Raw genomic sequence first — 24,386 nt, forward strand, 5'->3', positions numbered from 1 at the left:
GTCCCGTGGATATCGATTACTTGTCACGCCCCAAGAAATTTCCTTGCGAACGCGCTCCGCATAAGGAAATAAATCGATCGACATAAGTAGAGTACGTTTGACTTTTTTTTACTATTTCCTTCGTTATAACAAATAAGTCGCGTTAACCAAAGTAAATCTCAGTTGTCTCAAGCAGTAAATTGCGATGACAATTTCACTTTAGTTCTGATTTAACAGGTATCATGGAATGTATTTGCTATCACTGTGGGAAATTATATTTCACTTTAGCCGAAAATAATCCCGGGTCGGGCTGCGATGTCGGCCCTTAGAATTTTCAGCGAAAGGACGCTTTGACTCGATGGCGCAGGTTCAGTTTGACGACATTGAAGGCGAAATTCACGTCTATGCCACCTTTGCATCTGGCCACGAAATTATCGACTTCGGCGACGCTGCCGTTAGGGAAGTTTTGGCCGAACTTGAAGAGGGCCATTGCTTCGAGATCAAATCGATCTACGAAAATCTCAAAACCAGCAGCTTGGAGGGTTTCACCGTCACCTTCATCGTCGACGAAACGAACTTTGAATTCGGTGTCCGTGAACTCAAGGCGGTCGTTGGCGGTTTTGAGCGCTATCTCGGTACCTACTTTGTCTTCGCCGAAGGTGGCGGTACCAACGGTTTGCTTGAGTGGGCGGGGAAGGAAGCTAGGCAAGATGCTTGATGTAGCGGTGGCATCAGGACGGTGTACAGATTGCCCCGGTTCGCTTCGGTCTATGGCTAAGCATATAGAACATCTTTGGCCCACAGCTCGCCATCGTAACGACCCGTGTCCAGGGCGGTTTGCAGTGATTGGTAGACTTGCCGCAACTGGACGCCTTTGAACGGTGGGTCGACCCCCCTCAACGCGCTATACTGATTATGGCGGACCCGCCAATGGTCGTCATCGATATCGACAAATTCAAGTGCTCTCCCGTGAACAGATTGGCCCCCAGGGTTATCGAAATAGTATTCGAACCGGAGGAGAACTTCGTCATCGCCTCGATCAACGATCTCGACATTGCGAATGTCAACGACCGGGATTGTCCACATCGGCGGCATCAAACCACGCCAGTCCACACCGCGAAAAATATCTTCGAGGTTCTCCTCAAGGGGTATCTGGGCACCGGGATCGTAAATCAGGACGTCATTGATCGCATCCATGTACTTGGAACCTGCCTCTGTCAGGCGGCTGCAGTGCCTCAATGCGAATAACCTGTTGTGAGCCGCTTCTCGTAAGAGTATCTCGGCTGCTTCCAGTTCCTCGTGCACATCGAACACCTCCATTTCATCGGCGATATCCGCTTCCCTGGTTTCGTAATAGGAACGCTCGCGATGCTCCGGTGGTTCGTTGGGCTTGATCAGCATCCGAAAACCATCGGAGGTGACGCCGGGTTCTGGGGGCGGACGGATTCCGAGAACCCTGTTGGGCTTTCCAAGCTTGAACGCCAAAAGTGGAAGCTCATGAGCTAAAGCAATTGGTAGGGTTGGCCCATAAATCTCCCTGGCTATGGACACATCGGGTATGCAGATGTCCGCTTGAAAGAAATCCATGTTAATGGCTTTCCCGGTTGGCAAAACACGTATGGACTAGTTCGCCGAAAAGCAGCCGGTAGACATTCAATTGATAAAGTGCATCTCTTGCAAACATGTAGCTCTCATGCGCACGCCATCGCCCGGCAAAGCCGTCAGCGTATTGGGTTGGTCCTGTGCTTGGTCAATGTGGTTCAGGCAGCGATCTGGTCGCTTCTCCACGCCTCGATATGGAAAGTGTTGACCGAGAATTATTGTCCTGCAAGCCAGAAAATGCGGCCAGCTTTAATTTTTCTGTGAGACCTGAGCGACCATCCGCAGCTTTCGGTGGGTTGACTGATCCGCGCTACATAACCCGACCTCCTGATCATCAGGGACAGGTTCTGTTGTGGCTTGCTTCGGCTTCACGGACGATCCTGGAAACGGAACCGGGAAAATGACAATGTGGATCAGACTTGATGACGCCGAACGGACCCAGCTTTTGGCCTTGGTGCCGAACGGCCCATTGTCGGAGAAACTCAGGGAGGCGCCGGATGAGTACGCTGGTGCCTTCATGGACGCGGTGGAGGTGGACGACGAGTTGGAGATGGACCCCGACGCGATTGTATCCGAGGTGAAAACGGCGCGTTCGTTATGACTTGGTCGTGGGTTTCGAATGAGAAGGCCGGGCTGCAGTGCCGTGAGGAAGACGACTCGATTGGTCTTCCGTCCCTTTAGACAGCAGCGGGGCAAATGTCAGTGGCTACATTTCCGGCAGTCCTGCGGCGTCAAACCGGAAAAGGATATCGTCCAGGGTATCAGAAATCGTTCGCTCGAGGCCTCGTCGTGCAGTGACCCATTCGCAGCGATGCCACCAATCGTGACCCGCAGCGGAGCAATAGCGGCGCTCGCGACTGCGTACCGGCGGGGTGCTCGGCGGGCACATAAACTGAAGGCGCGAGATAAATCGGAAAGCGTCTGGAGCCGTTTGAACGAAAAGACCGCGACCGGTTTACGCTCGCAGTGCTTGTCGAGAGATTTTACAATCCTGCTTATTTCGATAACGAAACATTCCGGACACTCCTCAAAGCGCCGGTTTGTCGCCAAGGCAGCCAGGGCAGCTTCACCGGCCTCGTCTTCCAACTGCCTGTCGGATTTCCGCTCTCGCGCCGCATACTCGTCCATCCCGGTGTCAGCGACCTCCTCACGGTAGTTTTTCAACTCCGGTATGATCGGACCGCATTCATCGAAGAGAACGATCAGGGCTTCTTGTTGTCCAGCAAATTAAAAGACGTCGCGGAGATCAGGCGGGCAACTGGGTTGAGCGTCAAAGACTGCGTCGACCCACATGATCCAACCGTGCGATCCCCAGTGGCCGCCAAGGCAAGGGAAGTCCGCTGCATCGCTTTTCTGCAGAGATCGAGCCGCTCTCTCGGAGAGGTGGGCCGAACTGATCTGGATAAGGCGTGGAAAGAGCTGGCGCTGTTGAAATTCGTGGTTGGGCATTCTTTGTTGCTCTGATGCGTCTCGTAGAATCGCGAGTGCGAAATCGGGTGGGGTCAACAGCAAAATGTTTCCGCATGCTGGCTGACTGCTTGGATTCTCGTGGGAGGAGCCCATAGGTTCATTTTGCAGATGGCGCGATGAGGTGCGCGGTCTCGTCGATGAACCCTGCGAGAAATATGTTCAGCCTGGAAAATGAGCGCAACTGCAGCAAAGCCACCTGATCAACAAACGAATCTCGATTTTCGAAGTGAATGCGAAACAGGCTCATGCAACGGCTCTGGGCCACAATCAAAGCTTTCAGCGCAGCTTCCTTGTCAGCAATCGCGGTGAGATCTATCGGATTTTGGGGCGAAGGGGAGTTGGCAAGGAAGGAGGAGGTAGCGAGTAGAACCTCGTTATAGGCAGCTTCAGTGTTTGTCTGGCCTAAGAGCCTCGCAGCCTTCTTCGGGTCAGCGAAATCCTCTACCAAGCGGGAGATGTAGAGCTTACAGAACCACCGGTGTTGTGTCGCGATATCGGGCGAATGCGTCTGCCCCAGCTCTTCTTCGGCGTTCTCTCTTAACGAGCCGCAGAATTCGTTGTCGTGTTGTAGCCCCGAAATAAGTTCGGCAGGTGATTGCATAGGTGAATGAACCGGAATGATGCGATAGAGATATGGTTCGCTGAAAAACCGGCCAGCGCAAGTGGGATAATTCAATCGGCCTGTGCTGAACAATCGCCTTGTTGAGTCTTCGTCGGCCACGAAAGGCACAGCAACATTACGCTCCTATTGAGCGTATGCGAAAAGTTCTCAATCTCTACGAGGTCGGCTAGCGCCAACATTCAATAAGATATCCTGACGTCCCTTGCACCGGGTCTGACTCCGGGATCGGCAGTGACGATATTCTTGCCTTCATCTCGCTAGAGGGGGCCGAGGTCTGTATGTCAGCATGTTGTCCGACAGGATAAGCGCCGACAACCTCGAAATTGCGACTGCAGCCCAAATTCTGGTGTCCCGTTCCCGCTGGCAGTATCAGGCAGTCCCCGGTCTCGACTTCCATTGACTGGCCTTCAGGCCCTCCAATTAGGAGGGTACCCGAGCCACGGCCGACGCCGAGAACTTCGTGTGCTCCAGAATGGTAGTGCTGGTAGTCAAAAACACCGTTTCTCCAGATACCCGTCCATCCGTTCGCGGCGAACATGGATTCAAGTTCTTTCGACGACGCACCGTCGGGTAGGACTCGCTTGTAAATCAACACCGGGAGCCGTTGGTTGTTGGGGATCCACCCGCTTGGGGGAAATAGAATCTTGTGCTGATCCACGTGGGTTCCCTCCCTACCGGCGAGCTTCTTGTTAAAGCTGCCCCTGTCATTTGTCAGCAGCGTCGCCGTCAACGTCATTCAGTGACGGGAGAAACGTCTCGACGTCCCGCTGTTCCCGATCTGATAGAAAGGCGACGCGCTTCTCCCAAAAATCGGCCGCTTCGGGTGGGTCGTTTTCCCGGTCCCGCGTCGAACCGAGATTGTCGTCGATCACGGCAACGCGGCGGCCACCAAGGCGCCGATATTCGTCGGCTAGACTTTTCGATTGGTTTTCCAAACTAAGCTCCTATGTTCGATCTTGCAGCCAGCTGTTCGCGACACAACGGACCGATCACAAATGAGTTCCATGATACGTTCCGGCCAAGCATGAAGAGGGCTGCCATTTAAGGCACGATAACGGCCGGGCACCGTCAATGTGCTGACACGTTACCGGCGGGAGGCCGGAGGGAACAACACCACGGCCAGAAGGTTGGTTAAAACCGGGCACGAAGCGATCAGATTGGCGGATTTCGCGGCTTAAAAAAACGATACGAGATTTATGGGAACCTCCACGCCATATTGGGAGGGACCCCTTTCGTTTAAAGGTACTGCGACGGGGGTAGGGTACTTGGAGATGACCGGATACTAACTGGCGTACCGAACTTCGAGCCAGCACGCGCACTGTTCCTACTGCAGAACTCAGAGCCTCAGCGAGATAAGGAGGCCATCAACCAATCAAGCTGGGCGCGGGCCGCTGAGTTCAATCCGACGTAGGATTCAATCGTGAGCATTGGCGCGATGTGGCGGGTATCCAAGCCTTGTGCCCGGCCCTTGCCAATCAGCAACACCTCGATTGGTTGAGACGGTAGTTTCGCGGACAAATCGTCTCGATATTTCTCTGCCTGAGCAATATCATCTCGTGTGATGGGGTGGCTCGGTCGTTTGAACTCAATTAGCAAGTAGGCGCCGCCGTAGTCTTGCGACAGCAGGAGGTCAGGCCTTTTTGCCGCGCGAGGACCGCTAAAGTGCTCCTTCGCGTAAAGTTCAATCACGCTCCGTCAAGTGTTGTTCGAAGACATTGTCGAGTATTTACGACCCAGGACCCAGAGGTTCGTCTCTAAGGCTTTATGTGCGTCCTTCTCGAGTGTTTGCTGGTTGTTTACCAACTGATCTAGGTAGTCGAGAAACTGAAGGCGACGTGCAGTCTGTGCTGCAATGGTAGATAGCTCCACAAGCCCGAATTGTTCTAATGACTCTGCAAAGGAACTAATATCTCCGTGACTTGATTGACCGATGCGATCAAGCACAGCCCAGTATGCGTCGTGCTCGATGGCGTCTAGCGCAACGTCCGCGATTGTTGCGATGCGCTCTTCACTTTCCATATAAAACCGCCGCAGAATACGGTTCAGAGCTTCCTGGGCATATTGGCGCCTATGTTCCGGTAGCTTTTGAAGTCGTTGATCAATCTGCTTTTTAAGGCGTGCCTTTTGAAGCGACATATCGCGGACGTGCGTTTCCTGTAGGCCAACCTTGACTACTGAACGAACGTGCTCCTGTACTTCTTGGTACGCTTTGCTGTTTTCAATGACGCTTCCCCAATCCGCCGTGACGAAGTCGTCTAGTCCAGAAATCTCGACCTCGCCATAAACGCGTTTGACGAGTTTTTCAGGGATTTCATCATCGTCATCCAATCCAAAAAACATTGGCTTTCCGACAACCTTGCCATCGACTTTCAGTACGATACCTGGCGATTTCGGGAGTTTCTTGCCCTCGGCGATCGTAAAGTGCAGATTTATGTCTCCGACAATCGGAAGCTTGTGTTCAGTACGCTTCGTTGTACCCGGCACATCCTCGAGCGAGACGCGGATTCCATCGACAAAGACGTTGAAATCGGCTTCGCGACCATACTCTTGGACCAAAACCTCTCGAAGTCGCTCAGAGACTGGGAAGTTCAACCTGGTGTCAAGTTGAGAAAGTGTGATTGTGGTCCCAGATTCAGCTTGGTCGAAGGGGGCCTCTGAAAACGGAAGGGGCACCGCTTCCAAATCATTCTGATTTTCGATCAGTTCTTTTTTGTCGATGGTCAGTGAACATATACGACCGCGTGCAATTGCCGATATTTCCATTCGGCCCGCAAGAATCAGCCCCGCAAACTTTCCAATTCCCTTCCTGCCTTTCACTTTACGTTTAAGTTTGGCTGTTCTATCCCCCGAGCGCACTCGTTTGTCGCTAGCGATGTTAAGGTATTCGCCCAGCATTTCAGGTGCCGTCATACCTGAGCCGTCGTCCTTAACAATGATCGCTTCACCTGTGATCATCGTAGGAAGCGTGATCCAAACATTGTTCGCGTCCGCGTCCCAAGCATTATCGACCAATTCTTTGAGCGCAACCTCGCTCGAACGGTAGGTCTCGCCGAGAAGACGCGTAAGGCGAGTATTTACCGAGAAATGTGCATTCTGGCTCATGCTGCCCCCACCGTTTCGCTGCTGCTGAACGCGTATCAGATATGTATTTTCATCTCTAGGGGGTGGAAGTTTGACTTAACAACTTTAGTTTGTTGAGGTGAGGACTGATTGAACGCGGCCATACTTATGTCCAGTGAGCTGCGTCTCGATGACAGATCGTTTGTGCCTCGGCTCTACACATAGCCGACATGTTGACCGAACGGGACTTCCTCGTCGAGGTTTCCGGAACCGATACGCTCGCTTTCACCGGAAAGGCCTTGGGCGTCCTCCTCTTCAGAAGGAGGCCGAATAGATCCATCACGTTCATCTTCAGGATCAGGAACACAGTCGCCATCAGATCTCTCAGGACTTTCTCGGTCGTGCGCGGCATCTTTATGTCGTTTGCGCTGCTCATTGGCTGCATTGATCGCAGATTGGCGGTGCGCGACCCAGGCGGATTCCGGTTCCGCGAGGGAAAGGCTTGTTTCCACACGGGTCGGAACGGATGGAGCGGAGGAAGACACTCTTGTAATTTTGTCGACCATCGTTTTGTCCTAAAAATTTGTGCCTTAGGTCAACATACGCGTTTTTATCCGAGAAACGATCCGCCGCCCGCCGTTCGAGCGATAAAATCAGCGCCTTCACCAGTTGATCATGCATCGGAGACGCGTGGTTGAGTTCCGTTCGAGCGGAAAATTTAGCTTTTCATCCACAGGTGGCAGCACGTCACCGATCGATGCATTTTTAGGAACCTCCTCTGAAGCACCGCGTTAGCAGGAGAGGTCGCGGCTTGTGTCAACCGGACGCGATAGGGATGGTGGACGCAGTGATTTTTCCGGTTTCTCGCTGCGGGCAACGAAAAGCCAGGCGAGCACCCCACCTGTCCAAGCTGCGATCTCCGCCCATCATGTCGCTAACGTAAATCACGCCATCGTTGTTCGTCGCCTCAAGCGGGCAGGTGAGGGCAGCCGCTGATGCTCTTCGCATCAAGGATGTCGATTTAAGCCTGCGATAGCGCGACTGCCTGAACGATCGACAGAATCCAAATGAGGATCGCGGCAATCGCTATCATCTGTTCGGGGTGTTTAAAGAGTGGGCGGGATTCCATGGGATCGGCTCCTAAAGGTGTTGGAGCATCAATAATCGAGAGCGGGTTAGTGCGGCGTTACCGAGGGAACAGAGCGGGGGCGGCAGAACTGCATTGTGACGTATGTCGTGCCCTGTCGACGGTCTCGCCCAGCGGATGAACGTCGAATTCGTTGAAACCGTCTGCGAGAAGTGGGCCCCTTCGTGCCATGCGCCCGATGATCGGCTAATCTGTCCTCAGCATGGGTGCTCGTCGGCGAGACTACGCAAACCGTCAGCAGTTCCCGTAGCAGAAGAGCTCTAAATAATAAAAGCCAGTCGCCTGGGGTGGGCTGACTGGCTTTGATCGGTGCGCTGTTGATGCTTCGCGTCGATGGGGCGAAACCGGGGGATGGTTTGACATTAGCGTAATGCACAAGCGTAACAGTTCCAGTCACTCGACTGGAAGTTTTCCTTTTGCAAACATAAGCTGGTCTAGTTCAACACTAGACGGCCCGGACCGCTTGAACAGGTCGCGAGCTTCGTTCGTGCTCAAGGCGTATTTTTGGCGAAACCGCTCAAGCGTATAGGGCTCGACTATTTTTTGTCGCGGCAATACTCGAACCGTCATCAGCATCTCCCTTTTTGTTGTCGTGTGATGAACGAAATTCGTTAAACTTGTTCCTCCGCCCCGCGCAGTTTGCTTAAGAAGGTCATGTCTACCTGGCCATCCGAAATCACCGCGCACGGAAATGCGGGAAAAGTTGACCGTCGACAAGGCGACCAGAAAGAAGATCATCAAGCCCGTCGCTCCAGTTTTCACGGGCTATGCGGATTTAGCGATCCGTTTGAGTTCGCTACGTCCATGCGATTGGTCGCGAACTTTGACTTCGACGTGATGCTGGAAGCGAAGGCGAAAGACCTCGCCCTTGTTCTACTGCGCCCGGATTTGCTTCGATATGCACCTGACGTGGCGGGCCGTTTCGGCATCTTCCCAACGGAGATGGGTGAGCTCGCAGACGAGGAGACGTCTGCTATGGAGGAAGACAGGCCCTGACCAGCTAGGTGCCACATGTTTTCCAACCAATCGTGGCCCCCAATAATTTTTTTCCAATGCTCCAGAGGCTTACGCCCGTTCCCTAGCGAACTGATTCAATTCAGGGAATCCCGAGCTACCCCCATACAGCAGGCGAACACCTGTCAAAACACTCGCTTGACTCTGTCTCTTCTTGGGAACAGAACAAGAACATCAGCATTAATCACGGCATGAAGTCGTAACAAGAACTGGCGACATAAACCCATGGGATTCCGTGAGCGATGACGGCTGTCCGCGAGCACGTCATATCCGATCTGCGTGAGCGTATCGCTTCCCTGCAAGGGAGCTCCGCGAGGAAAGTCGGCTGTCTTCCTTTTGGTGTGCCGGAGATCGACGCCGTCCTTCCGGGTGGCGGGCTGGCGCATGGCGCACTGCATGAATTCGCGGGAGGCGGTGGTGGCACTGTGGATGGCGCGGCCGCCGCGTTGTTCGCGGCAGGGGTCGCGGCGCGAACTAAGGGAAAGATCGTTTGGTGCCTGACGCGTCCAGACCTGTTCTTCCCAGCAATAGCGCAAGCGGGCTTGGATCCGAACCGTGTCATCTTCGTGGAGTCGGACCGTGAGGAAGATGTCCTGGCGAGCATGGAGGAGGCGCTCTCATACGGCGGACTAGGAGCCGTTGTCGCTGAACTCGTTCGCCTTCCAATGAAGGCATCGCGCCGTCTGCAGCTGGCGGCGGAGAAGAAGGGGACGATGGGCCTCGTTGTTCGTCGGTGGCGTAGGCAGACAGAGGCGAACGACTTTGGCCAGCCCACGGCGTCAACGACACGGTGGCGCGTCAGTGTCGCCGTGAGCGAAGACCTGCCGGTACCGGGCGTTGGGCGACCTCGCTGGCTCCTGGAGTTGATGCGCGTGAAGGCGGGTGAGTGTGCTGAGTTTTGCGTTGGAGCATGTGATGACAAGGGTCGTATCCATTTATCTACCGGACCTGGCTACGGATCGAATTCGACGCGCCGATCCCTCAATTCCGGTTGAGAAGGCGATGGCCGTTATAGCAAAAAGCGGTTCTAAGCGCTGGGTGTCAGCCATCGACGCCGCCGCCCGGGCAGCCGGAGTGCGGGTAGGGATGCCCGCCGCTAAGGCTCAGGCTCTCTTCCAAGGGCTCATGCTGATCGACGCCGATCCGGTCGCTGATGGTTTGGCCTTGGAGCGCCTTTCGGTTTGGGCGCTCACTCAGTATTCGCCCATCGTCGCGATGGACGCGCCGGACGGCATCATCATGGACACAGAGGGCGCCGACCATTTGCGGGGCGGAGAGCTGCCGTTGCTCACCGGCATCGTCAACCTTTTCCACGCGAAGGGGCTTACGGCTAGGGTGGCCATCGCTGATACTTGGGGTGCCGCTCATGCCTGCGCACGCGCGACCAAGCGTGAGGTTATTATTGTACCGCGCGGGGAAGTGGTTAAAGCGGTTGAACGACTTCCACTCTCACTTCTCCGCATCCCGGAGAAAATTGTGGGTGATCTCCGTGTACTGGGTTTCAAGACCGTTGGAGAACTGTCGGCCACGCCGCGTGCTCCGCTGGCGCTTCGCTTTGGCCCCGAAATAGGGCGGCGGTTGGATCAGATGTTTGGTCGAACGCCAGACCCCATCGACCCCATTCGTACGCCAGACCATATCGAGGTGAGCCGGTCGTTCGCGGAGCCTATCGGTGCGGCTGAGACCATCAACAAATATGTTGGCCGACTGGTAGTGGAGCTTTGCGAGGACCTTGAACGGCGTGGGCTTGGCGTTCGCCGAACCGACCTGATCGTCCATACGGTCGACAACGCTGTCCAAAGCATCAGGGCGGGAACCGCCAAACCCGCGCGTGACGTTACCTGGTTGACCAAACTCTTCAAGGATCGAACCGAGAAAATCGAGCCCGGCTTTGGGATCGAGAAGCTCTCGCTCGTCGCGGTCATGTCCCAGGTTCTCGAAGAAAGCCAGCGGTCCTCATCGCTTATCGAGGAAGAAGACGAGGACATCACACCGCTGATCGATATTTTCGGTAATCGCGGGCAACGCGTTTACCGTTTGGCTCCGGTCGCATCGGATGTTCCAGAGCGCAGCGTCCGACGTATCGCGGCGACGGCTGAGGACGTTGCGTTCACATGGACCGCCCGTTGGCGCAGGCCAGTGCGTTTGCTCGCTCGACCTGAATTTGTCGACGTTATCGCCCTGATGCCCGACCATCCGCCCGTCAGCGTGACTTGGCGAGGCAAGCGCCGAAAGGTGAAAAACGCCGACGGCCCAGAGCGGATCTTCGGCGAGTGGTGGGATCGGTCGTCCGAGTGGGTAGCGGTCAGGGACTATTTCGTAATCGAGGATGAGACCGGCGAGCGGCTCTGGGTTTTCCGCTCCGGTGACGGCGTCGACGCTGAAACCGGTTCTCATAAATGGTTCGTGCACGGGATATTCGCATGAGATACGCAGAACTTCAGGTTACGACCCATTTCACCTTCCTGCGGGGGGCGTCGTCCGCAGAGGAGCTGTTTGCGACCGCCAAGGAGCTGGGCATCGAGGCCGTCGGCGTCGTTGATCGCAACTCACTTGCCGGAATAGTGAGGGCGCTTGAAGCCTCCCGGGCCACAGGTATTCGCTTGGTCGTCGGGTGCCGTCTCGATCTCCAAGACGGAATGTCGATACTCGCTTATCCGACAGACCGACTGGCTTACTCCCGGTTGACCAGACTCATCACGCTCGGGAAGAGCCGGGGTGGCAAAAACAACTGCATCCTACATCTTGACGACGTCGCGATGTATGCCGAGGGGATGATAGGAATTTTGGTGCCTGATCTGGCCGATGACGCCTGCGCGGTCCAGCTCAGGAGGATGTCGGAGGTTTTCGGTGACCGGGCGTACTGCTCCCTATCGCTTCGCCGACGGCCTAACGACCAGATGCGGCTTTACGAGCTTTCCAACATGGCATTGCGGCACAAGGTCAGGACGGTGATCACCAACGACGTCCTGTTCCACGAGCCCGGCAGACGGCAGCTCCAGGATATTGTGACCTGCATTCGACACAACACCACCATTGACGAAGTCGGATTTGACCGCGAGCGCCATGCGGATCGTTATCTCAAGCCTCCGGAGGAGATGGAACGCCTGTTCCCGCGGTATCCCGAAGCCTTGCGGCGGACTATGGAAATCGTCGATCGATGCAAGTTCTCACTCGAGGAGCTTACCTACCAGTATCCGGAGGAGGCCATCGTCCCTGGCAAGACCGCTCAGGAGTCGCTTGAGCACTATGTCTGGGACTGCATTCCCAATCGGTATCCAGAGGGCTTACCGCCTGACGTTCTCAACGTCGTTCGTCATGAGCTGGATTTGATCCGGACGATGAAATACGCGCCATACTTTCTGACCGTGTTTTCGATCGTACGGTTCGCTCGCTCGCAGGGCATCCTTTGCCAAGGGCGTGGGTCTGCGGCCAATTCCGCCGTCTGCTACATCCTGGGCGTCACCAGTATTGACCCGGCCACGAACGACCTGCTGTTCGAGCGTTTCGTTTCGCAGGAGCGAGATGAGCCACCGGACATCGACGTCGACTTCGAGCACGAACGGCGCGAAGAGGTGATCCAGTGGATATATAAGACATATGGCAAGGAGAAAGCCGCCCTCTGTGCGACCGTGACCAGGTATCGAGCCAAGGGCGCCCTCCGTGACGTCGGCAAAGCGCTCGGGCTGCCAGAAGATCTGATCAAGGCGCTGTCATCCGGCATGTGGTCGTGGTCGGAGGAAGTCAGTGATCGGAACGTCAAGGAGCTGAACCTCAATCCCGACGATCGCCGCCTCGTGCTGACGTTAAAGCTTGCACAGCAACTGATGGGTGCCCCACGGCACTTGGGTCAGCATCCAGGAGGCTTCGTTCTCACGCATGATCGCCTGGACGATCTTGTACCGATTGAACCCGCGTCGATGGCCGACCGACAAATCATCGAATGGGACAAGGACGACGTCGAGGCGCTGAAGTTCATGAAAGTGGACGTCCTGGCTCTAGGGATGCTGACCTGCATGAGCAAAGCGTTCGCCCTCATCAAGGAGCACAAGGATGAGGATATGGACCTGGCATCTATTCGGCAGGAAGACAGCGCGACCTATGCGATGATCCGTAAGGCGGACACGCTTGGTACTTTCCAGATTGAAAGCCGCGCCCAGATGTCGATGCTCCCTCGGCTCAAACCCCAAACCTTTTACGACTTGGTCGTCCAGGTGGCGATCGTTCGACCGGGGCCGATCCAGGGGGACATGGTTCATCCGTATCTCAGGCGACGCGAAGGCAAGGAGCCTGTGGAATATCCGACGCCGGAGCTGGAAGCCGCTTTGGGCAAGACCCTGGGCGTGCCGCTCTTTCAGGAGTCGGCAATGCGCGTCGCAATGGTCTGTGCTGGTTTCACTGGCGGCGAGGCCGATCAGCTTCGAAAATCGATGGCGACTTTCAAATTCACCGGCGGTGTTAGTAGGTTCAAGGACAAGCTCGTCAGCGGTATGATCAAGAATGGCTACACCCCGGAGTTCGCTGAAAAGACTTTCTCCCAGCTTGAAGGCTTCGGCTCTTACGGATTTCCGGAATCGCATGCGGCGTCGTTCGCTCTGATCGCTTACGCCAGCAGTTACGTGAAGTGCCATTTTCCCGATGCGTTCTGTGCAGCGCTCATAAACAGTCAGCCTATGGGGTTCTATGCGGTTGCGCAGATTGTGGGATGTGCGCAGAAACATGGGGTGGAAGTTCGTCCAGTCTGCGTCAACAACTCACGTTGGGACGCCACCCTTGAACGTATCGGCAATACCGGTCGCCACGCCGTACGGCTTGGTATGCGGCTTATCAGGGGATTAGCGGCGTCCGATGCTGCGAGGATCGTCGCCGCGCGGGCGGACACCGATTTCGAGAGCGTAGATGACATGTGGCGCCGGTCAGGCGTCCCGTCCGAGGCGCTGGTGCAGCTTGCCGAGGCTGATGCCTTTCGTCCGTCACTGAAACAGGAGCGGCGTGATGCCCTTTGGGCTATCAAGGCTTTGCGAGATGAGCCTTTGCCGTTGTTTTCGGCGGCTGCAGATCGGGAAATGCGAACAATTGCCGAGCAGCAGGAGCCAGAGGTCGAGTTGCGGCAGATGACCGAGGGCCACAATGTCGTGGAGGACTACGGCCACACAGGTTTGACGCTCCGTGAGCATCCGATCGCGTTTCTCCGCCGTGATCTAACCAGCCGAAGCATCGTGACTTGCGAGGAAGCTATGAACGCCCGCGATGGTCGGTGGTTGATGGCGGCTGGTCTGGTCCTTGTCAGGCAAAAGCCGGGATCGGCCAAGGGCGTCATGTTCATCACAATCGAAGATGAAACTGGCCCCGCGAACATCGTAGTGTGGCCAAAGCTGTTCGAGAAGCGCCGCCGGGTCGTTCTTGGCGCCAGCATGATGGCGATCAACGGTCGCATTCAACGGGAAGGGGACGTAGTCCACTTGGTCGCCCAGCAACTGTTCGATCTGTCGGGTGACCTGTCAGGGCTGGCTGACCGCGACGTTAGCTTCAAACTGCCAACGGGCCAGGGCGACGAGTTTGCCCATGGATCGCCAGGAGGCGGCGATTCCAGGGATCGAGCGCCGCCACCCAAACCCAGAGACATATTCATACCCGACCTTCACATAGATACGCTGAGGGTGAAAAGCCGAAACTTTCACTGATCAGTCTGTTGCGAGAATCGGAGAGGTTCGGCACTCTCTGAGAGCTGCATGACGCGCACGCGTCGCCGACTCCTTTTCTCGGCGACCTTCACGATCCTGTCCATTTTAACTCTGAAGACGACAAGGAAGAGCCATGTCCGCGGCAAAGCAAGTCAAACACCAGAATCCGGTCGACCAAGCCATCGAGTGGCACGACGGTGACATGCGTAACACCATCGCCACCCTCATCGAGGATTGCCGGTACCTTCGCGAGCAACTCGATATTGCCAGCCTCTGCATGAGCAAAGGTATGACGCGTGGCTGGAAACCGAGCCTCGATCGGTAGGAATCCAGCCCTTTGCTCCTTGAGGGCGGAACCAGCTATTTGCGGACCGCATCCACCCGCTGTGTTCCTGAACCCATTATCGTCGAGCATGAAGTGGAGTCTCCATGCCAGAAAAGTCTCGATAGCCGGAATACGATACTCAAGTGCCTGTATCGTCCCGTGTTTCGAGCGCGAGGTCGTGAAGCGCCTGCGTGTCATCGGGATCGTATTCGGCCGAGTGGATAACGCTCAAGAATGCAGCTCTCGCAATCTCCTTCTTCGTCGCCTTTGGGTGTCGCTCTTTGACGGCATCGATTAAGGCCTTGGGCTTCATTCCTGGAATCGCGAGTTCCCGGATTGTCACTGCCATAGCTTCGATCTCACGAGCTTCTTTTCTTGCATTTGTCGGTTCCGCCAATATTTTGCGGGATCAGCTAGAACTTCCCGTCGGAACTCCGAGTGTAGAGCATGTCTGCGATCTCGCGCGTTACCCGCAGCATAATGTGCTCATATGACGGCATTATATCGAAGCGAGGACGCAAATACCGACCCTAACAGCACGTGCGGAGCGGCCGAGACTGCGGAGGTTTTCATCAAGCTCATTTTCACGCCCTCGGAGGGAATAACGGCCTACCGAAGAATTTTAGGTCTGCCCCCAAAAGGAGGGTCGGCCCCTGGAAGACAAAGAGCAGCAGCAGCGCGAGCCAGGGGGGAGTGTAGGCGTAATAGAGGACGTTCGATAACAAGATCGATGGCCACACAGTCAAGGCGTCGAAATCTCGCAACTGATTTTGGGAAGCGACACGGCAGGTAAGCGTGCCGCCCATAAAGCGGAAGCGCTCAAGAAGGCTTGAAAATCATCGGAGCAACCCGATTACTCGCCTGGTGCGCGAAACGCCGTCGAGGAGATGAATCACGTCAAAAGGGCCTCGTGAGGAGAAGACATCCCGCATAAGAGTGGCTAGGGTTGCCAAGGAGGAACAGGATCTCCTGAGCGCCTCGACGAAGCCAGATTTGAAAACTCGTAAGGGGGCCTGATCATGACTAAGGACCACAGTTTCGATCATTCCGATTGGTCGCCCGAGGAACTTCGCGGTGCGCTCGAGGCGGCAGGAGTCGCGCTCTGGTCCTGGCAGGTTGATACCGATGATCTTCATATGGACAGCCATGGCTACACACTATGGGACGTCACCAAAGAGCAGCCTCTGACCTTTGAGCGACTGTCAGAGAAAATCCATCCCGCAGACCGGGACAGGGTTCGCGCGGCATTCACGGCCACCAGAGCCGTGGTCGGCCCTTACGAGATTGATTTCCGCATTATCGTTGGCACGGATGTCCGCTGGATATCCGCACGAGGACGAGGAAATGATGCAGGGATCAAAGACCGAAAGATGACGGGTATCTTTCTGGACGTGACGGGCCGGAAAAACGCCGAGGAAAGCCATGAGCTTCTTGCGGGCGAAATGAGCCATCGGGTGAAGAACCTTTTGGCTATCGCCTCAGGCCTGACGCAGATCACCTCGCGAACCTCGGATTCCGTCGAGATCATGACAAAACAGCTTACCGGTCGCCTAACAGCACTTGGTCGTGCTCATGACCTCGTCCGGCCTTTGCAAAACGGGCAGGGCAATGCCGCACTGCTCGGCGACATCTTTACAGTTCTGTTGGCACCATACGACGATGATGGAGCGTTCGCGGGGCGAATCAGGGTCGCGGTCCCGCGTCTGGGTGTTGGAGAGACCGCCGCTACGGGGCTCGCGCTGGTTATCCATGAGCTTGCAACGAACGCCCTAAAATATGGTGCACTATCGTGGCCTGAAGGGACACTTGACGTATCTGGCGCGATCGTCAGTGACATTGTGGAAATCCAGTGGACGGAACGCGGTGGACCTGAGGTGAGCAAGCCGGACGGTCCGGGCGGCTACGGAAGCAAGCTTCTTCACCGAACACTAGCTGGGCATCTGGGTGGCAATCTTGAATACGACTGGTCGAAAGAAGGCCTGCTTGTCAAAATGCGGATCGATGGAGACCGGTTGTCGCGCTAATCCGTTTGTCCCTCGGCCCGAATGCTGTAAATTTCCGGCGCTTCTTCAGCATCTCTCAGTCCCTTGAAGGATGCGTGTCGAAGTTTGCCGTCGCCCGTCCACGCGCGATACTCAATCTCTGCGAGCAAGATCGGCTCGACATATACGACCGACTTTGCTTTCACGCGCAATAAGGGACGCTTCGTCACAATCGCATCGAGTTTTATCCGCAGTTCTCGAGCGACTTTACCTGTAAAACCTGTTCCCACACTGCCGACGTAGACGAGATCGTCCCCTTTTCGTGCGCCTAATAGGAGACTGGCGATGGCGCCTGGAGCCGAGGTGGACAGCTCGTACCCAATGACTACGAAAGTGTCGGACTGAACGCACTTGATCTTGCGCCACTCGCCGCCCCTGCCAGGCCGATAAGGAGCATCCAATCGCTTGGCAATTATGCCTTCCAGACCAAGCTCGACCGCGCTGGCGAACAAGGAAGCGCCGTCAGAGTGGAACATCTCTGAGAGCCTGATCGCTCCAGAGACGTGCTCCAGAAGGGGGTCGAGAAGCATACGACGCTCTTCCAGGGACAAGATTGAGATGTCGTGGCCGTCGAGGTAGAGCAAGTCGAATGCGTATAGCACGGTGTCTGTGGATATTTTCTTGCCGCCTCGTCCACCGAGGGATGCAACGAGCAGATTGAAATCACTCCTCCCTTGTGTGTCGAGGATCACGGCTTCTCCGTCCAAGATCATCGTCGCGGGCCCAAGTTCGAGCGCGGATTTTGCGATGCCAGGAAACCGGTCGGTCCAGTCATGGCCGCCACGGGTTAGCACTCGCACTATACCGCCCAGTTCGCAATGAACGTGAACTCTATAGCCATCCCATTTCACCTCGTAAGCCCACTCTGGACCTTCAGGTGGCTTGCTGGTCAAAAGGGCGAGACAGGGTTCGACTCGGGCTGGCATGGGGTCAAGTGGAAGCTGGGGCTGCGCGGGATCGCGCGATTTCCGTCGCTGTCCGCGAACAGGAACCTGCAAGACGTCCAAAGCGATTGATCGACGTTTGTCTGACGATGCTTTTGCCATCCGCGGATCACATCACGAATACCTTAAGGAAAGACCGGCAGAGGGGTAGGTGTCGATTGTGGGCATTTTATTAAGTTTGTTGGCAAAGACTCCTTATTCGTGTCCGACCCAAATCGTGGGGAGCGCGTTGACAATCCAACGAACCACGGAGGCGAGCATGTACCAGCGTACCGTTCTAGTCGTAGATGATGAGCCTTTAATTCGGATGACCCTAGCGGATTGCCTTACGGACGAAGGTTACGCTGTGCTGGAGGCATCGAATGTCTTGGAGGCTGTCGCAGTGCTCGGTCGGCATCGGATCGACGCGCTGATTACCGACGTCGACATGCCCGGGGCCCTAAACGGATTCGATCTTGTGAGATTGGTTGCCAGCTATGGGTCAGGGGTCGCCGTCATTGTAACCTCGGGTGGCCATACGGCTGCCGAAATCGAGGGAGAAAGGGTCTGTTTTCTGGCAAAGCCCTACCGGATGGAAACCATTCTGATTGAACTGGAGGGCCGGATGTTGGCAATCCGATATCCACCGTCTGCTTTGGCGGGCTGACGAGTTTGCAGACCTACTGGGTCTCAAGCTTGCGGTTGATCATAGCTAGCAAAGTATCCATGTCCTGCGCGAACCCTCTGATGCCTTCAGCGAGCTTCTCCGTGGCCATTGCATCCGCATTCATCAGCCAACGAAAACGCTTCTCGTCGATTGTTCGGTGCATGTCGGAAACGGGATTGTCTGGATAGAGTTTGCGAGTAAGTTCGCGGTTGTCTTGGGCGAGCTCATCTAGGAGTGCAGGGCTAACCGTGAGGCGGTCGCAGCCAGCGAGAGCTTCCACCTCCGCGGTGCTACGGAACGACGCCCCCATAACGATTGTCGCGATCCCGTTCGACTTATAATAGTTGTAAATCTCACGCACCGACAAGACTCCCGGATCCTCCTCTGGCCCATAGTCCTTGCCGGTCGATTTTTTATGCCAGTCCAGAATTCGACCGACAAAGGGGGATATCAGGTAAACGTGTGCGTCGGCACATGCAGCAGCTTGCGCCTTGTTGAACAGAGCGTCAGGTTGCAGTCAATACCCACACTTTGAAGATACTCTGCAGCTCTTATCCCTTCCCACGTCGCCGCGAGTTTGATCAGGATGCGATCGCGGTTAATTCCTCGCTCGCTGTAGCCAGCAATGATTTGGTTCGCTTTGTTGATCGAAGCCTCAGTGTCAAAGGAGAGATCAGCGTCCACCTCCGTGGACACGCGTCCAGGCACGAGTTTCGACAGCGCTTCTCCAACTGAAATTGCTAGCCTATCAGCGATCGCAGTGGCGACAGCCTTACCGTTGCCCGTCCTGTGTCTTCCCCAACTGAGTGCCTCGTCGAACACGTCGGCGAAGGCTGGTGTCCCAAGTGCCTTAAGGACAATGCTAGGGTTGGTCGTGCAGTCAATTGGCTTCAGACGCACAACGGCGTCCATATCTCCGGTGTCGGCGACAACTGTCGACATTTCGCGGAGCTGTTCGAGCTTCGATTGCATGCCAAATTCTCCAGAAGCCGGTTTGCTCGATAACCTGCCTCGTTGCAGGCTGTGCAGTACGATATACTACTTCAGCACCCCCAACTATCAGGCATCAAGACCCTGAACTGCGCTGGCACGGCATTGTTCCGCCGCTGTACCCACCGTTATGGCAAACACCGCACACGAATTTCTATGGGGACAATCGTGTATGCTTCAAAAAAGGACGACTATTCGAGATTGCGGCCAGTTGACTTAGCCATCCGCAATTGCAATCTCAATTTTGGGGAAGATTCATCTTGGGGCTGCGTTTCCGAACGCGGTGGGCGTATTTCATTCATGTCGGTACTGCTACGGACAATTTCGGCGTTTCCGACAGGTCGAACAACGAGTGAGCTGTTCGCGTTGCTCGACATCGACTTCGACCCGCGTAAGCGCACGTCGATATATGCTGAACTGTCGGCGCTCAGTGACGCTGGCAAGGTGAGCAAAGGACGTGACGGGCGCTGGCGACCAATTGCGACGGCGAAAAAGCATGACGGTGCACCATTAAGGACGAAAGAGCGCGATAGTACGGTTGCCGAGGATCAGGTGCTTCGTCCCGTCCACGCGATCTTTCGAAGCGCAGCTGCGAATGAGATCGCAGTCGATGCGACAGAAAGCGCTGTTTCCTTCGATCCCAACGCTCTTCTGCGATACTATCGGTCCGCCCTAAGGTCGGATCCAAGGGGAGCTATATCCCAAGTTGAGGACCGACACGCGGTGGCGTGGCAACTGTTTACCGGGCTAGGTCCACTGACGCCGGAAGACGGCCAGATCCTGACTATTTCGATCTTGCTGGAGGATCTGCCTGACGAATTCCGTAAAGCGCTCGTGAAACGTGAAGCAAATGAGCAGACGTTGGCTGTTGGATGGCCGATTGGAGTTGGAAAGAAGCAAGGTGTTCCCGTGATTTGGCCCGTAGGGCTAATTGGTGCGGAATGGAAGCGCTCGACGACACATCTTGAGATTTCGATCGACACCGACGACATCGTCACCAACCCTGATTGGATCAAGGGTGCTGCCCGAAGCGCGAATTGGAAAGAGGCGGGCCTCCGCGACGTCCTCACCCAAGCCGAGGGGCTTGGTTTTCGTCGGGATGAGTTCCTGTCCCGATTGAAAGAGGCGGTAGCTGGTACGTTTCGAGGAAGCATCTTGGGACAGCAGATGCGGATCGAGCTCGATCCCAATAGCGTCGGCGTTCATGATATCGCAGGTCTCTTCCTACCGACTGACACCACCTTCACCGCTGGTGCAGTTCGCGATCTTGATACGATCGCCACTTGGTCTCATGAAAAGCTGGCGAGCACCGCGCTTGCGACCATTCTTGGACTAGACGCACCAGCGCCGGTGAGGGCGACACCGGTGATTAATACCGGCGATCTGAACAAAGAGCAGATCGAGGCCGTCCGAAAATCTCTCACGGCCGCCCTCACGGTCGTTACAGGTCCCCCAGGTACCGGCAAAAGCCAAGCAATTGTGTCCATTGCTGCCTCGGTTCTCGCTGACGGCGGCAGTGTCCTGGTCGCATCTAAGAACCATCAGGCTCTTGATGCCGTCGAAAGTCGACTTGGTGGGATTGCTCCCCAATCGCCATTTTTGGTTAGAACTCTGGATCCAAATAGGGATATTGACCAATCGTTCGATCAGGTGCTCGGGCAGTTGGTTGGCGAGCCCACGAGGGGCGCCGCTGATCCCGATCTCGTCACGCGTTCAAGGCTTTCGTCGCTCGCGCAGAACCGGACGCGTGTTCTTGATCAGATCGATGAGCAGTCACGTCTACACGTTGCCATTGCTGAGCTATTGGAGCGGATTGAGGCCCAGGAGACGGCTACCGCTGCAGAAAGCCCACCGGAGATCGAGACCGATCCAACGCCCGGATTGTTTAGCCGTCTCTTAGACGCCTTGAATCGATTGTTGGGATTGCGCGAGAACGTAGGCAACGATGGCCTCGCAGGAGAGGATGCAACGCTTGCGACGCTGAAGCAACGCTTGGGGAAGCTTCGTGCTGAGCTAGCTACTACAGATATCAAAGGAGATCCCGTCGCCTTAACTCGGGAGATCGGAACGCTTGCCCGAGAATTTTTGCCGACGGTTCTTGCTTCTAAGGTCAAACTTGCCGAAAGCGACAGGCTTCGGCTCGGAGAAGAACTCGCCAACCTTCAACTTGCCCAAAGCTCTGGACCTTTGTCTCCGTCGCTCGCGGGCGACGTTGTGGGACATCGTCCGCTTTGGTTGGTTTCGGTACTTAGCGCAGCCAAACGCATCCCGCTTTCCGATAGTCTGTTCGATCTCGCGATTTTCGACGAGGCTAGTCAGTGCGATATTGCATCGGCGCTTCCGATCTTGGCTCGGGCGAAACGCGCCGTCGTTGTCGGCGACAATCGACAGCTATCATTCATCAGCCAGCTTGGGATCGCTCACGACCGAAACCTGATGCAGGCGCAGGGTTTGCCAATCGCGAAGATGGGACGGTTCGCGCAGAGCCGTCGGTCACTCTTTGATCTGGCAGACCTGACACCCGGCGCCGCAAAAGTAATGCTGCGTGACCAGTATCGGTCAGCGGCTGATATCGTGGGATACATCAACGAACAGTTCTACGGTGGCCAGCTTCGTGTGGCTGGTGACCAGGATGGACTGAAGGTTCCTAAGGGTACGAAGCCCGGAATTGCCTGGACCGACGTACCCGCACCGACGGCTCCGATGGTTGGCAATGTGAATGCGTCGGAGGTGAATGCAATCACCAGGCACCTTCGAGTGCTTCTGGAAGAGCAATCTTATGCCGGATCAATTGGCGTGATCGCGCCGTTCAGGCCTCAGGTTTACGCGCTTGAGCAAGCAATCCATGCGGAGATCGGTCTGGACCTTCGAATGAAGGCTGAGCTTCGTGTTGGGACCGTCGATAGTTTCCAGGGTCAGGAACGGGACCTTATCCTCTTTTCACCGTGTCTAGGGCATTCCAGCGCCATGAGCGCGGTCTCCTTCGTCCAAAAGGACTGGCGTCGTTTGAATGTTGCCATTAGCCGGGCGAGGGCTGTCGCATATGTGTTCGGCGATCTCTCCTATGCCCGATCTGGGAAGGTCCGAAGCCTTCAACGACTTGCCGCAGCGGCCACGGAGCCGAAAGGTCGGGTGGGTGAGGGTACCTTCGACAGTCACTGGGAGCGAATTGTCGATGCCGCCCTCAGGAAGCGCGGCTTGAACCCAATCCCTCAATACGAGGTCGCTGGGCGTAGGCTGGATTTCGCACTTTTTGGGGATGGCAACATCAAGCTGGATTTGGAAGTCGATGGCCGCCATTGGCACACTGACACCGACGGCAAAAGAAAACTCGGTGATCACTGGCGTGACAGCCAACTAAGAGCCCTTGGCTGGACGGTCCAGCGTTTTTGGGTGGATGAACTGGAAAGAGACTTGGAGAAATGCATTGAGCGCGTCGCAGAACAACTTTCGTAGATCGCGGCGGTACACTTACATCGCCTTGGCGCTGGGAGTAATCTCAGTCGCAGCAGTGTGCGTGGCGCTGGTCCAAATCGATGCATTGGAGCGTGAATACGGTGGAATCCGTACTGATATTCAGCGGTTCAACGACGAGCACACGGAAGCGATGGGGCGACGTGATGGATTGCTCTCCGAAATTTCTCAGCGTGGCGTAGAGGCTGACGGCATCCGCAAGTCGATCGCAAACCTAACAGCCGCCCGTGATCGCCTGGTCGCCGAAATCAAGCAGAAGGAAGCATCCTTGGCCGAAAGCGCCGAGAGGATGCGCACCGAACAAGAGCAGGCCAAGGCGGCGTCGGACACAATTGCGGCGGCGGCACAAGCCGAGACAAAATTGGCACGCGTGCGGGCAGGAATCGCTGAAGGCGAGCGCCAGATTTCGACCAACCAATCGAAGATTGACCAGACGAATGCCGATATCTTGCAAGGGGAGACTAGAAAACGGACCGCCGAGGAAGCACTTTCATCTGCTCAGAAGAGCGTTCGAGACCGCGACGTCGATGTCGCTCGTCTGAACAGTGAGATTGATGGCCTGGATGAAAAGCGGCGGGAGGTTTCGGGCCTCGATGCCAGGCAAACAGAGTTGGCGGCGCAGATCGCAAAACTGACAACTGAGGTAGCTGACAAGCAAGCCAGTTCTCGTGAATTAGATACTGACCTCTCGAAGTTGCAAGATCAGGTTTCAAAGGCAAAGGCCTCTGCGGCGAAGGCGGACGCAGATGCGGCTCTTTTGGAAACCAGTAGAGCTGATCTTTCTAAGGAAGTGCAAAAACTTGAGAGCCAGAAAGCCAGCTTGATCGGTGATGTCACCAGTTCGACGTCTGCTGCAGAACGCGCACGGTCCGAAGCTGCAGCGGCGGAGGGACGGACCAAGGCCGCCCAGGACGCTCTCGCGGAGGCAGAGAAAGAGTTACCGACCCTCAGGGCCCAGTTGCGCGAACTTCAATCGGATATCGCGGTTACGACGACACAGCGTGATGCGGCGAAGTCTGAACTGGTCACGTTGCAAGTCACCCAATCGAAGCTTGGTGTAGATCGAGCGGATGTTGATCGGGCGTCTTCCGAGAAGACAATCCTGCTTGAGGCCGTTCGTGGACTTTCCGACCGCCATGCGGAGGTACGCAAAGAGCTTGAATTGGGTCAGAGCGACTTGAACACGCTCAAAGCCGAATTGGCTGACTTGAACGGGCGGAAGGGGGCGCTCCTACAGGAGATCGCTGCACTTTCCGAGATTAAAACACCAAAGCTTGTCGAGGCGGCCCCCGATGAAAAAACGCTAAACCCTGTTGAGGCGGCTCCTGATCAAAAAAGCCCGGAAGCCCAATCGAATAAAACAGAACTGCCTGCAAAGCCGTAATCA

General features: G+C 55.7%; 21 protein-coding genes and 2 pseudogenes. 13 read left to right on the forward strand and 10 right to left on the reverse strand.

The window, feature by feature from the left end; translation table 11 throughout:
• Nucleotides 1–337: 337 nt before the first annotated feature.
• Entirely contained in the window at nucleotides 338–697 is a 360-nt protein-coding gene (locus tag ACP7E0_RS02620) for a hypothetical protein (protein ID WP_426122769.1), read from the forward strand.
• Nucleotides 698–753: 56 nt separating this feature from the next.
• Here the strand turns inward: ACP7E0_RS02620 and ACP7E0_RS02625 are convergent, their stop codons facing one another.
• Entirely contained in the window at nucleotides 754–1,566 is an 813-nt protein-coding gene (locus ACP7E0_RS02625) for a hypothetical protein (RefSeq protein ID WP_426122770.1), read from the reverse strand.
• A 421-nt stretch (nucleotides 1,567–1,987) separates the two neighbouring features.
• Here ACP7E0_RS02625 and ACP7E0_RS02630 point away from each other — a divergent pair, with 421 nt between their 5' ends.
• Nucleotides 1,988–2,182, forward strand: coding sequence for a hypothetical protein (locus ACP7E0_RS02630; protein ID WP_426122772.1), 195 nt, complete (start codon nucleotides 1,988–1,990; stop codon nucleotides 2,180–2,182).
• A 365-nt stretch (nucleotides 2,183–2,547) separates the two neighbouring features.
• Nucleotides 2,548–3,045 carry a hypothetical protein gene (locus tag ACP7E0_RS02635; protein ID WP_426122773.1) on the forward strand — a complete coding sequence of 166 codons (498 nt, stop codon included), beginning with the start codon at nucleotides 2,548–2,550 and terminating at the stop codon, nucleotides 3,043–3,045.
• Nucleotides 3,046–3,148: 103 nt separating this feature from the next.
• On the opposite strand, the gene ACP7E0_RS02640 is transcribed toward ACP7E0_RS02635, so the two are convergent.
• The 3 genes from ACP7E0_RS02640 to ACP7E0_RS02650 form a co-directional block, all read right to left on the reverse strand.
• Nucleotides 3,149–3,772 (reverse strand): hypothetical protein, encoded by a 624-nt coding sequence (locus tag ACP7E0_RS02640; RefSeq protein ID WP_426122775.1) that lies wholly within the window; start codon nucleotides 3,770–3,772, stop codon nucleotides 3,149–3,151.
• Nucleotides 3,773–3,839: 67 nt separating this feature from the next.
• Complete coding sequence (locus ACP7E0_RS02645; RefSeq protein ID WP_426123037.1) at nucleotides 3,840–4,331, reverse strand: cupin; 492 nt, start codon at nucleotides 4,329–4,331, stop codon at nucleotides 3,840–3,842.
• Nucleotides 4,332–4,377: 46 nt separating this feature from the next.
• A complete protein-coding gene (locus tag ACP7E0_RS02650) occupies nucleotides 4,378–4,608 on the reverse strand; it encodes a hypothetical protein (protein WP_426122776.1) in 231 nt (76 codons plus the stop codon).
• Between the two features lie 246 nt (nucleotides 4,609–4,854).
• On the opposite strand from ACP7E0_RS02650, the pseudogene ACP7E0_RS02655 reads away from it, so the two are divergent.
• Nucleotides 4,855–4,959 (forward strand): annotated as a pseudogene (locus ACP7E0_RS02655) (lipocalin family protein); the annotation flags it as partial.
• A gap of 58 nt (nucleotides 4,960–5,017) precedes the next feature.
• On the opposite strand, the gene ACP7E0_RS02660 reads toward ACP7E0_RS02655, so the two are convergent.
• The 3 genes from ACP7E0_RS02660 to ACP7E0_RS02670 form a co-directional block, all read right to left on the reverse strand.
• Nucleotides 5,018–5,362, reverse strand: coding sequence for a hypothetical protein (locus ACP7E0_RS02660; RefSeq protein WP_426122777.1), 345 nt, complete (start codon nucleotides 5,360–5,362; stop codon nucleotides 5,018–5,020).
• A 6-nt stretch (nucleotides 5,363–5,368) separates the two neighbouring features.
• A complete protein-coding gene (locus tag ACP7E0_RS02665) occupies nucleotides 5,369–6,775 on the reverse strand; it encodes an ATP-binding protein (protein ID WP_426122778.1) in 1,407 nt (468 codons plus the stop codon).
• A 173-nt stretch (nucleotides 6,776–6,948) separates the two neighbouring features.
• The gene (locus ACP7E0_RS02670; protein WP_426122779.1) at nucleotides 6,949–7,299 is read right to left on the reverse strand and encodes a hypothetical protein; all 351 of its coding nucleotides are present in this window, start codon (nucleotides 7,297–7,299) and stop codon (nucleotides 6,949–6,951) included.
• Nucleotides 7,300–8,534: 1,235 nt separating this feature from the next.
• On the opposite strand from ACP7E0_RS02670, the gene ACP7E0_RS02675 reads away from it, so the two are divergent.
• The 5 genes from ACP7E0_RS02675 to ACP7E0_RS02695 all read left to right on the forward strand — a co-directional run bounded on the left by ACP7E0_RS02675 (nucleotide 8,535) and on the right by ACP7E0_RS02695 (nucleotide 14,903).
• Nucleotides 8,535–8,876: a hypothetical protein gene (locus ACP7E0_RS02675; RefSeq protein ID WP_426122780.1), complete on the forward strand. Its 342-nt coding sequence runs from the start codon at nucleotides 8,535–8,537 to the stop codon at nucleotides 8,874–8,876.
• 260 nt (nucleotides 8,877–9,136) lie between these two features.
• On the forward strand, nucleotides 9,137–9,889 hold the full coding sequence (locus ACP7E0_RS02680; protein WP_426122781.1) for an ImuA family protein: 753 nt from the start codon (nucleotides 9,137–9,139) through the stop codon (nucleotides 9,887–9,889).
• Nucleotides 9,810–11,321 carry a Y-family DNA polymerase gene (locus ACP7E0_RS02685; protein WP_426122782.1) on the forward strand — a complete coding sequence of 504 codons (1,512 nt, stop codon included), beginning with the start codon at nucleotides 9,810–9,812 and terminating at the stop codon, nucleotides 11,319–11,321. Before ACP7E0_RS02680 ends, ACP7E0_RS02685 begins: the two co-directional genes overlap by 80 nt.
• The gene (locus tag ACP7E0_RS02690) at nucleotides 11,318–14,578 is read left to right on the forward strand and encodes an error-prone DNA polymerase (protein ID WP_426122783.1); all 3,261 of its coding nucleotides are present in this window, start codon (nucleotides 11,318–11,320) and stop codon (nucleotides 14,576–14,578) included. Before ACP7E0_RS02685 ends, ACP7E0_RS02690 begins: the two co-directional genes overlap by 4 nt.
• A gap of 133 nt (nucleotides 14,579–14,711) precedes the next feature.
• Nucleotides 14,712–14,903, forward strand: a complete 192-nt coding sequence (locus tag ACP7E0_RS02695; RefSeq protein ID WP_426122785.1) for a hypothetical protein — start codon at nucleotides 14,712–14,714, stop codon at nucleotides 14,901–14,903.
• A gap of 139 nt (nucleotides 14,904–15,042) precedes the next feature.
• Here ACP7E0_RS02695 and ACP7E0_RS02700 read toward each other — a convergent pair whose 3' ends face one another.
• Nucleotides 15,043–15,252, reverse strand: a complete 210-nt coding sequence (locus ACP7E0_RS02700; protein ID WP_426122786.1) for a hypothetical protein — start codon at nucleotides 15,250–15,252, stop codon at nucleotides 15,043–15,045.
• Nucleotides 15,253–15,922: 670 nt separating this feature from the next.
• Between ACP7E0_RS02700 and ACP7E0_RS02705 the strand changes: the two genes are divergently transcribed.
• Nucleotides 15,923–16,927: a sensor histidine kinase gene (locus tag ACP7E0_RS02705; RefSeq protein WP_426122787.1), complete on the forward strand. Its 1,005-nt coding sequence runs from the start codon at nucleotides 15,923–15,925 to the stop codon at nucleotides 16,925–16,927.
• On the opposite strand, the gene ligD is transcribed toward ACP7E0_RS02705, so the two are convergent.
• Nucleotides 16,924–17,991, reverse strand: coding sequence for a non-homologous end-joining DNA ligase (ligD, locus tag ACP7E0_RS02710; RefSeq protein WP_426122789.1), 1,068 nt, complete (start codon nucleotides 17,989–17,991; stop codon nucleotides 16,924–16,926). The genes ACP7E0_RS02705 and ligD overlap by 4 nt on opposite strands.
• Nucleotides 17,992–18,148: 157 nt before the next feature.
• Between ligD and ACP7E0_RS02715 the strand changes: the two genes are divergently transcribed.
• Entirely contained in the window at nucleotides 18,149–18,535 is a 387-nt protein-coding gene (locus tag ACP7E0_RS02715) for a response regulator (RefSeq protein WP_426122791.1), read from the forward strand.
• Nucleotides 18,536–18,548: 13 nt separating this feature from the next.
• Here ACP7E0_RS02715 and tal read toward each other — a convergent pair.
• A pseudogene (tal, locus tag ACP7E0_RS02720) lies at nucleotides 18,549–19,507 on the reverse strand (transaldolase).
• A 186-nt stretch (nucleotides 19,508–19,693) separates the two neighbouring features.
• Between tal and ACP7E0_RS02725 the strand changes: the two are divergent.
• On the forward strand, nucleotides 19,694–22,981 hold the full coding sequence (locus ACP7E0_RS02725; RefSeq protein ID WP_426122792.1) for an AAA domain-containing protein: 3,288 nt from the start codon (nucleotides 19,694–19,696) through the stop codon (nucleotides 22,979–22,981).
• On the forward strand, nucleotides 22,953–24,383 hold the full coding sequence (locus ACP7E0_RS02730; protein ID WP_426122793.1) for a hypothetical protein: 1,431 nt from the start codon (nucleotides 22,953–22,955) through the stop codon (nucleotides 24,381–24,383). Before ACP7E0_RS02725 ends, ACP7E0_RS02730 begins: the two co-directional genes overlap by 29 nt.
• The last annotated feature ends 3 nt before the right edge of the window (nucleotides 24,384–24,386 follow it).

It is taken from the genome of Pararhizobium sp. PWRC1-1 (assembly GCF_049897905.1).
GTDB lineage: Bacteria > Pseudomonadota > Alphaproteobacteria > Rhizobiales > Rhizobiaceae > Pararhizobium.

Coding starts and splice junctions, on each gene's coding strand:
- ACP7E0_RS02665 (WP_426122778.1), bottom strand. CDS start 6,775: ATGAGCCAGAATGCACATTTCTCGGTAAATACTCGCCTTACGCGTCTT.
- ligD (WP_426122789.1), bottom strand. CDS start 17,991: ATGGCAAAAGCATCGTCAGACAAACGTCGATCAATCGCTTTGGACGTC.
- ACP7E0_RS02695 (WP_426122785.1), top strand. CDS start 14,712: ATGTCCGCGGCAAAGCAAGTCAAACACCAGAATCCGGTCGACCAAGCC.
- ACP7E0_RS02690 (WP_426122783.1), top strand. CDS start 11,318: ATGAGATACGCAGAACTTCAGGTTACGACCCATTTCACCTTCCTGCGG.
- ACP7E0_RS02700 (WP_426122786.1), bottom strand. CDS start 15,252: ATGGCAGTGACAATCCGGGAACTCGCGATTCCAGGAATGAAGCCCAAG.
- ACP7E0_RS02685 (WP_426122782.1), top strand. CDS start 9,810: ATGACAAGGGTCGTATCCATTTATCTACCGGACCTGGCTACGGATCGA.
- ACP7E0_RS02670 (WP_426122779.1), bottom strand. CDS start 7,299: ATGGTCGACAAAATTACAAGAGTGTCTTCCTCCGCTCCATCCGTTCCG.
- ACP7E0_RS02715 (WP_426122791.1), top strand. CDS start 18,149: ATGTACCAGCGTACCGTTCTAGTCGTAGATGATGAGCCTTTAATTCGG.
- ACP7E0_RS02680 (WP_426122781.1), top strand. CDS start 9,137: ATGACGGCTGTCCGCGAGCACGTCATATCCGATCTGCGTGAGCGTATC.
- ACP7E0_RS02625 (WP_426122770.1), bottom strand. CDS start 1,566: ATGGATTTCTTTCAAGCGGACATCTGCATACCCGATGTGTCCATAGCC.
- ACP7E0_RS02705 (WP_426122787.1), top strand. CDS start 15,923: ATGACTAAGGACCACAGTTTCGATCATTCCGATTGGTCGCCCGAGGAA.
- ACP7E0_RS02620 (WP_426122769.1), top strand. CDS start 338: ATGGCGCAGGTTCAGTTTGACGACATTGAAGGCGAAATTCACGTCTAT.
- ACP7E0_RS02630 (WP_426122772.1), top strand. CDS start 1,988: ATGTGGATCAGACTTGATGACGCCGAACGGACCCAGCTTTTGGCCTTG.
- ACP7E0_RS02675 (WP_426122780.1), top strand. CDS start 8,535: ATGTCTACCTGGCCATCCGAAATCACCGCGCACGGAAATGCGGGAAAA.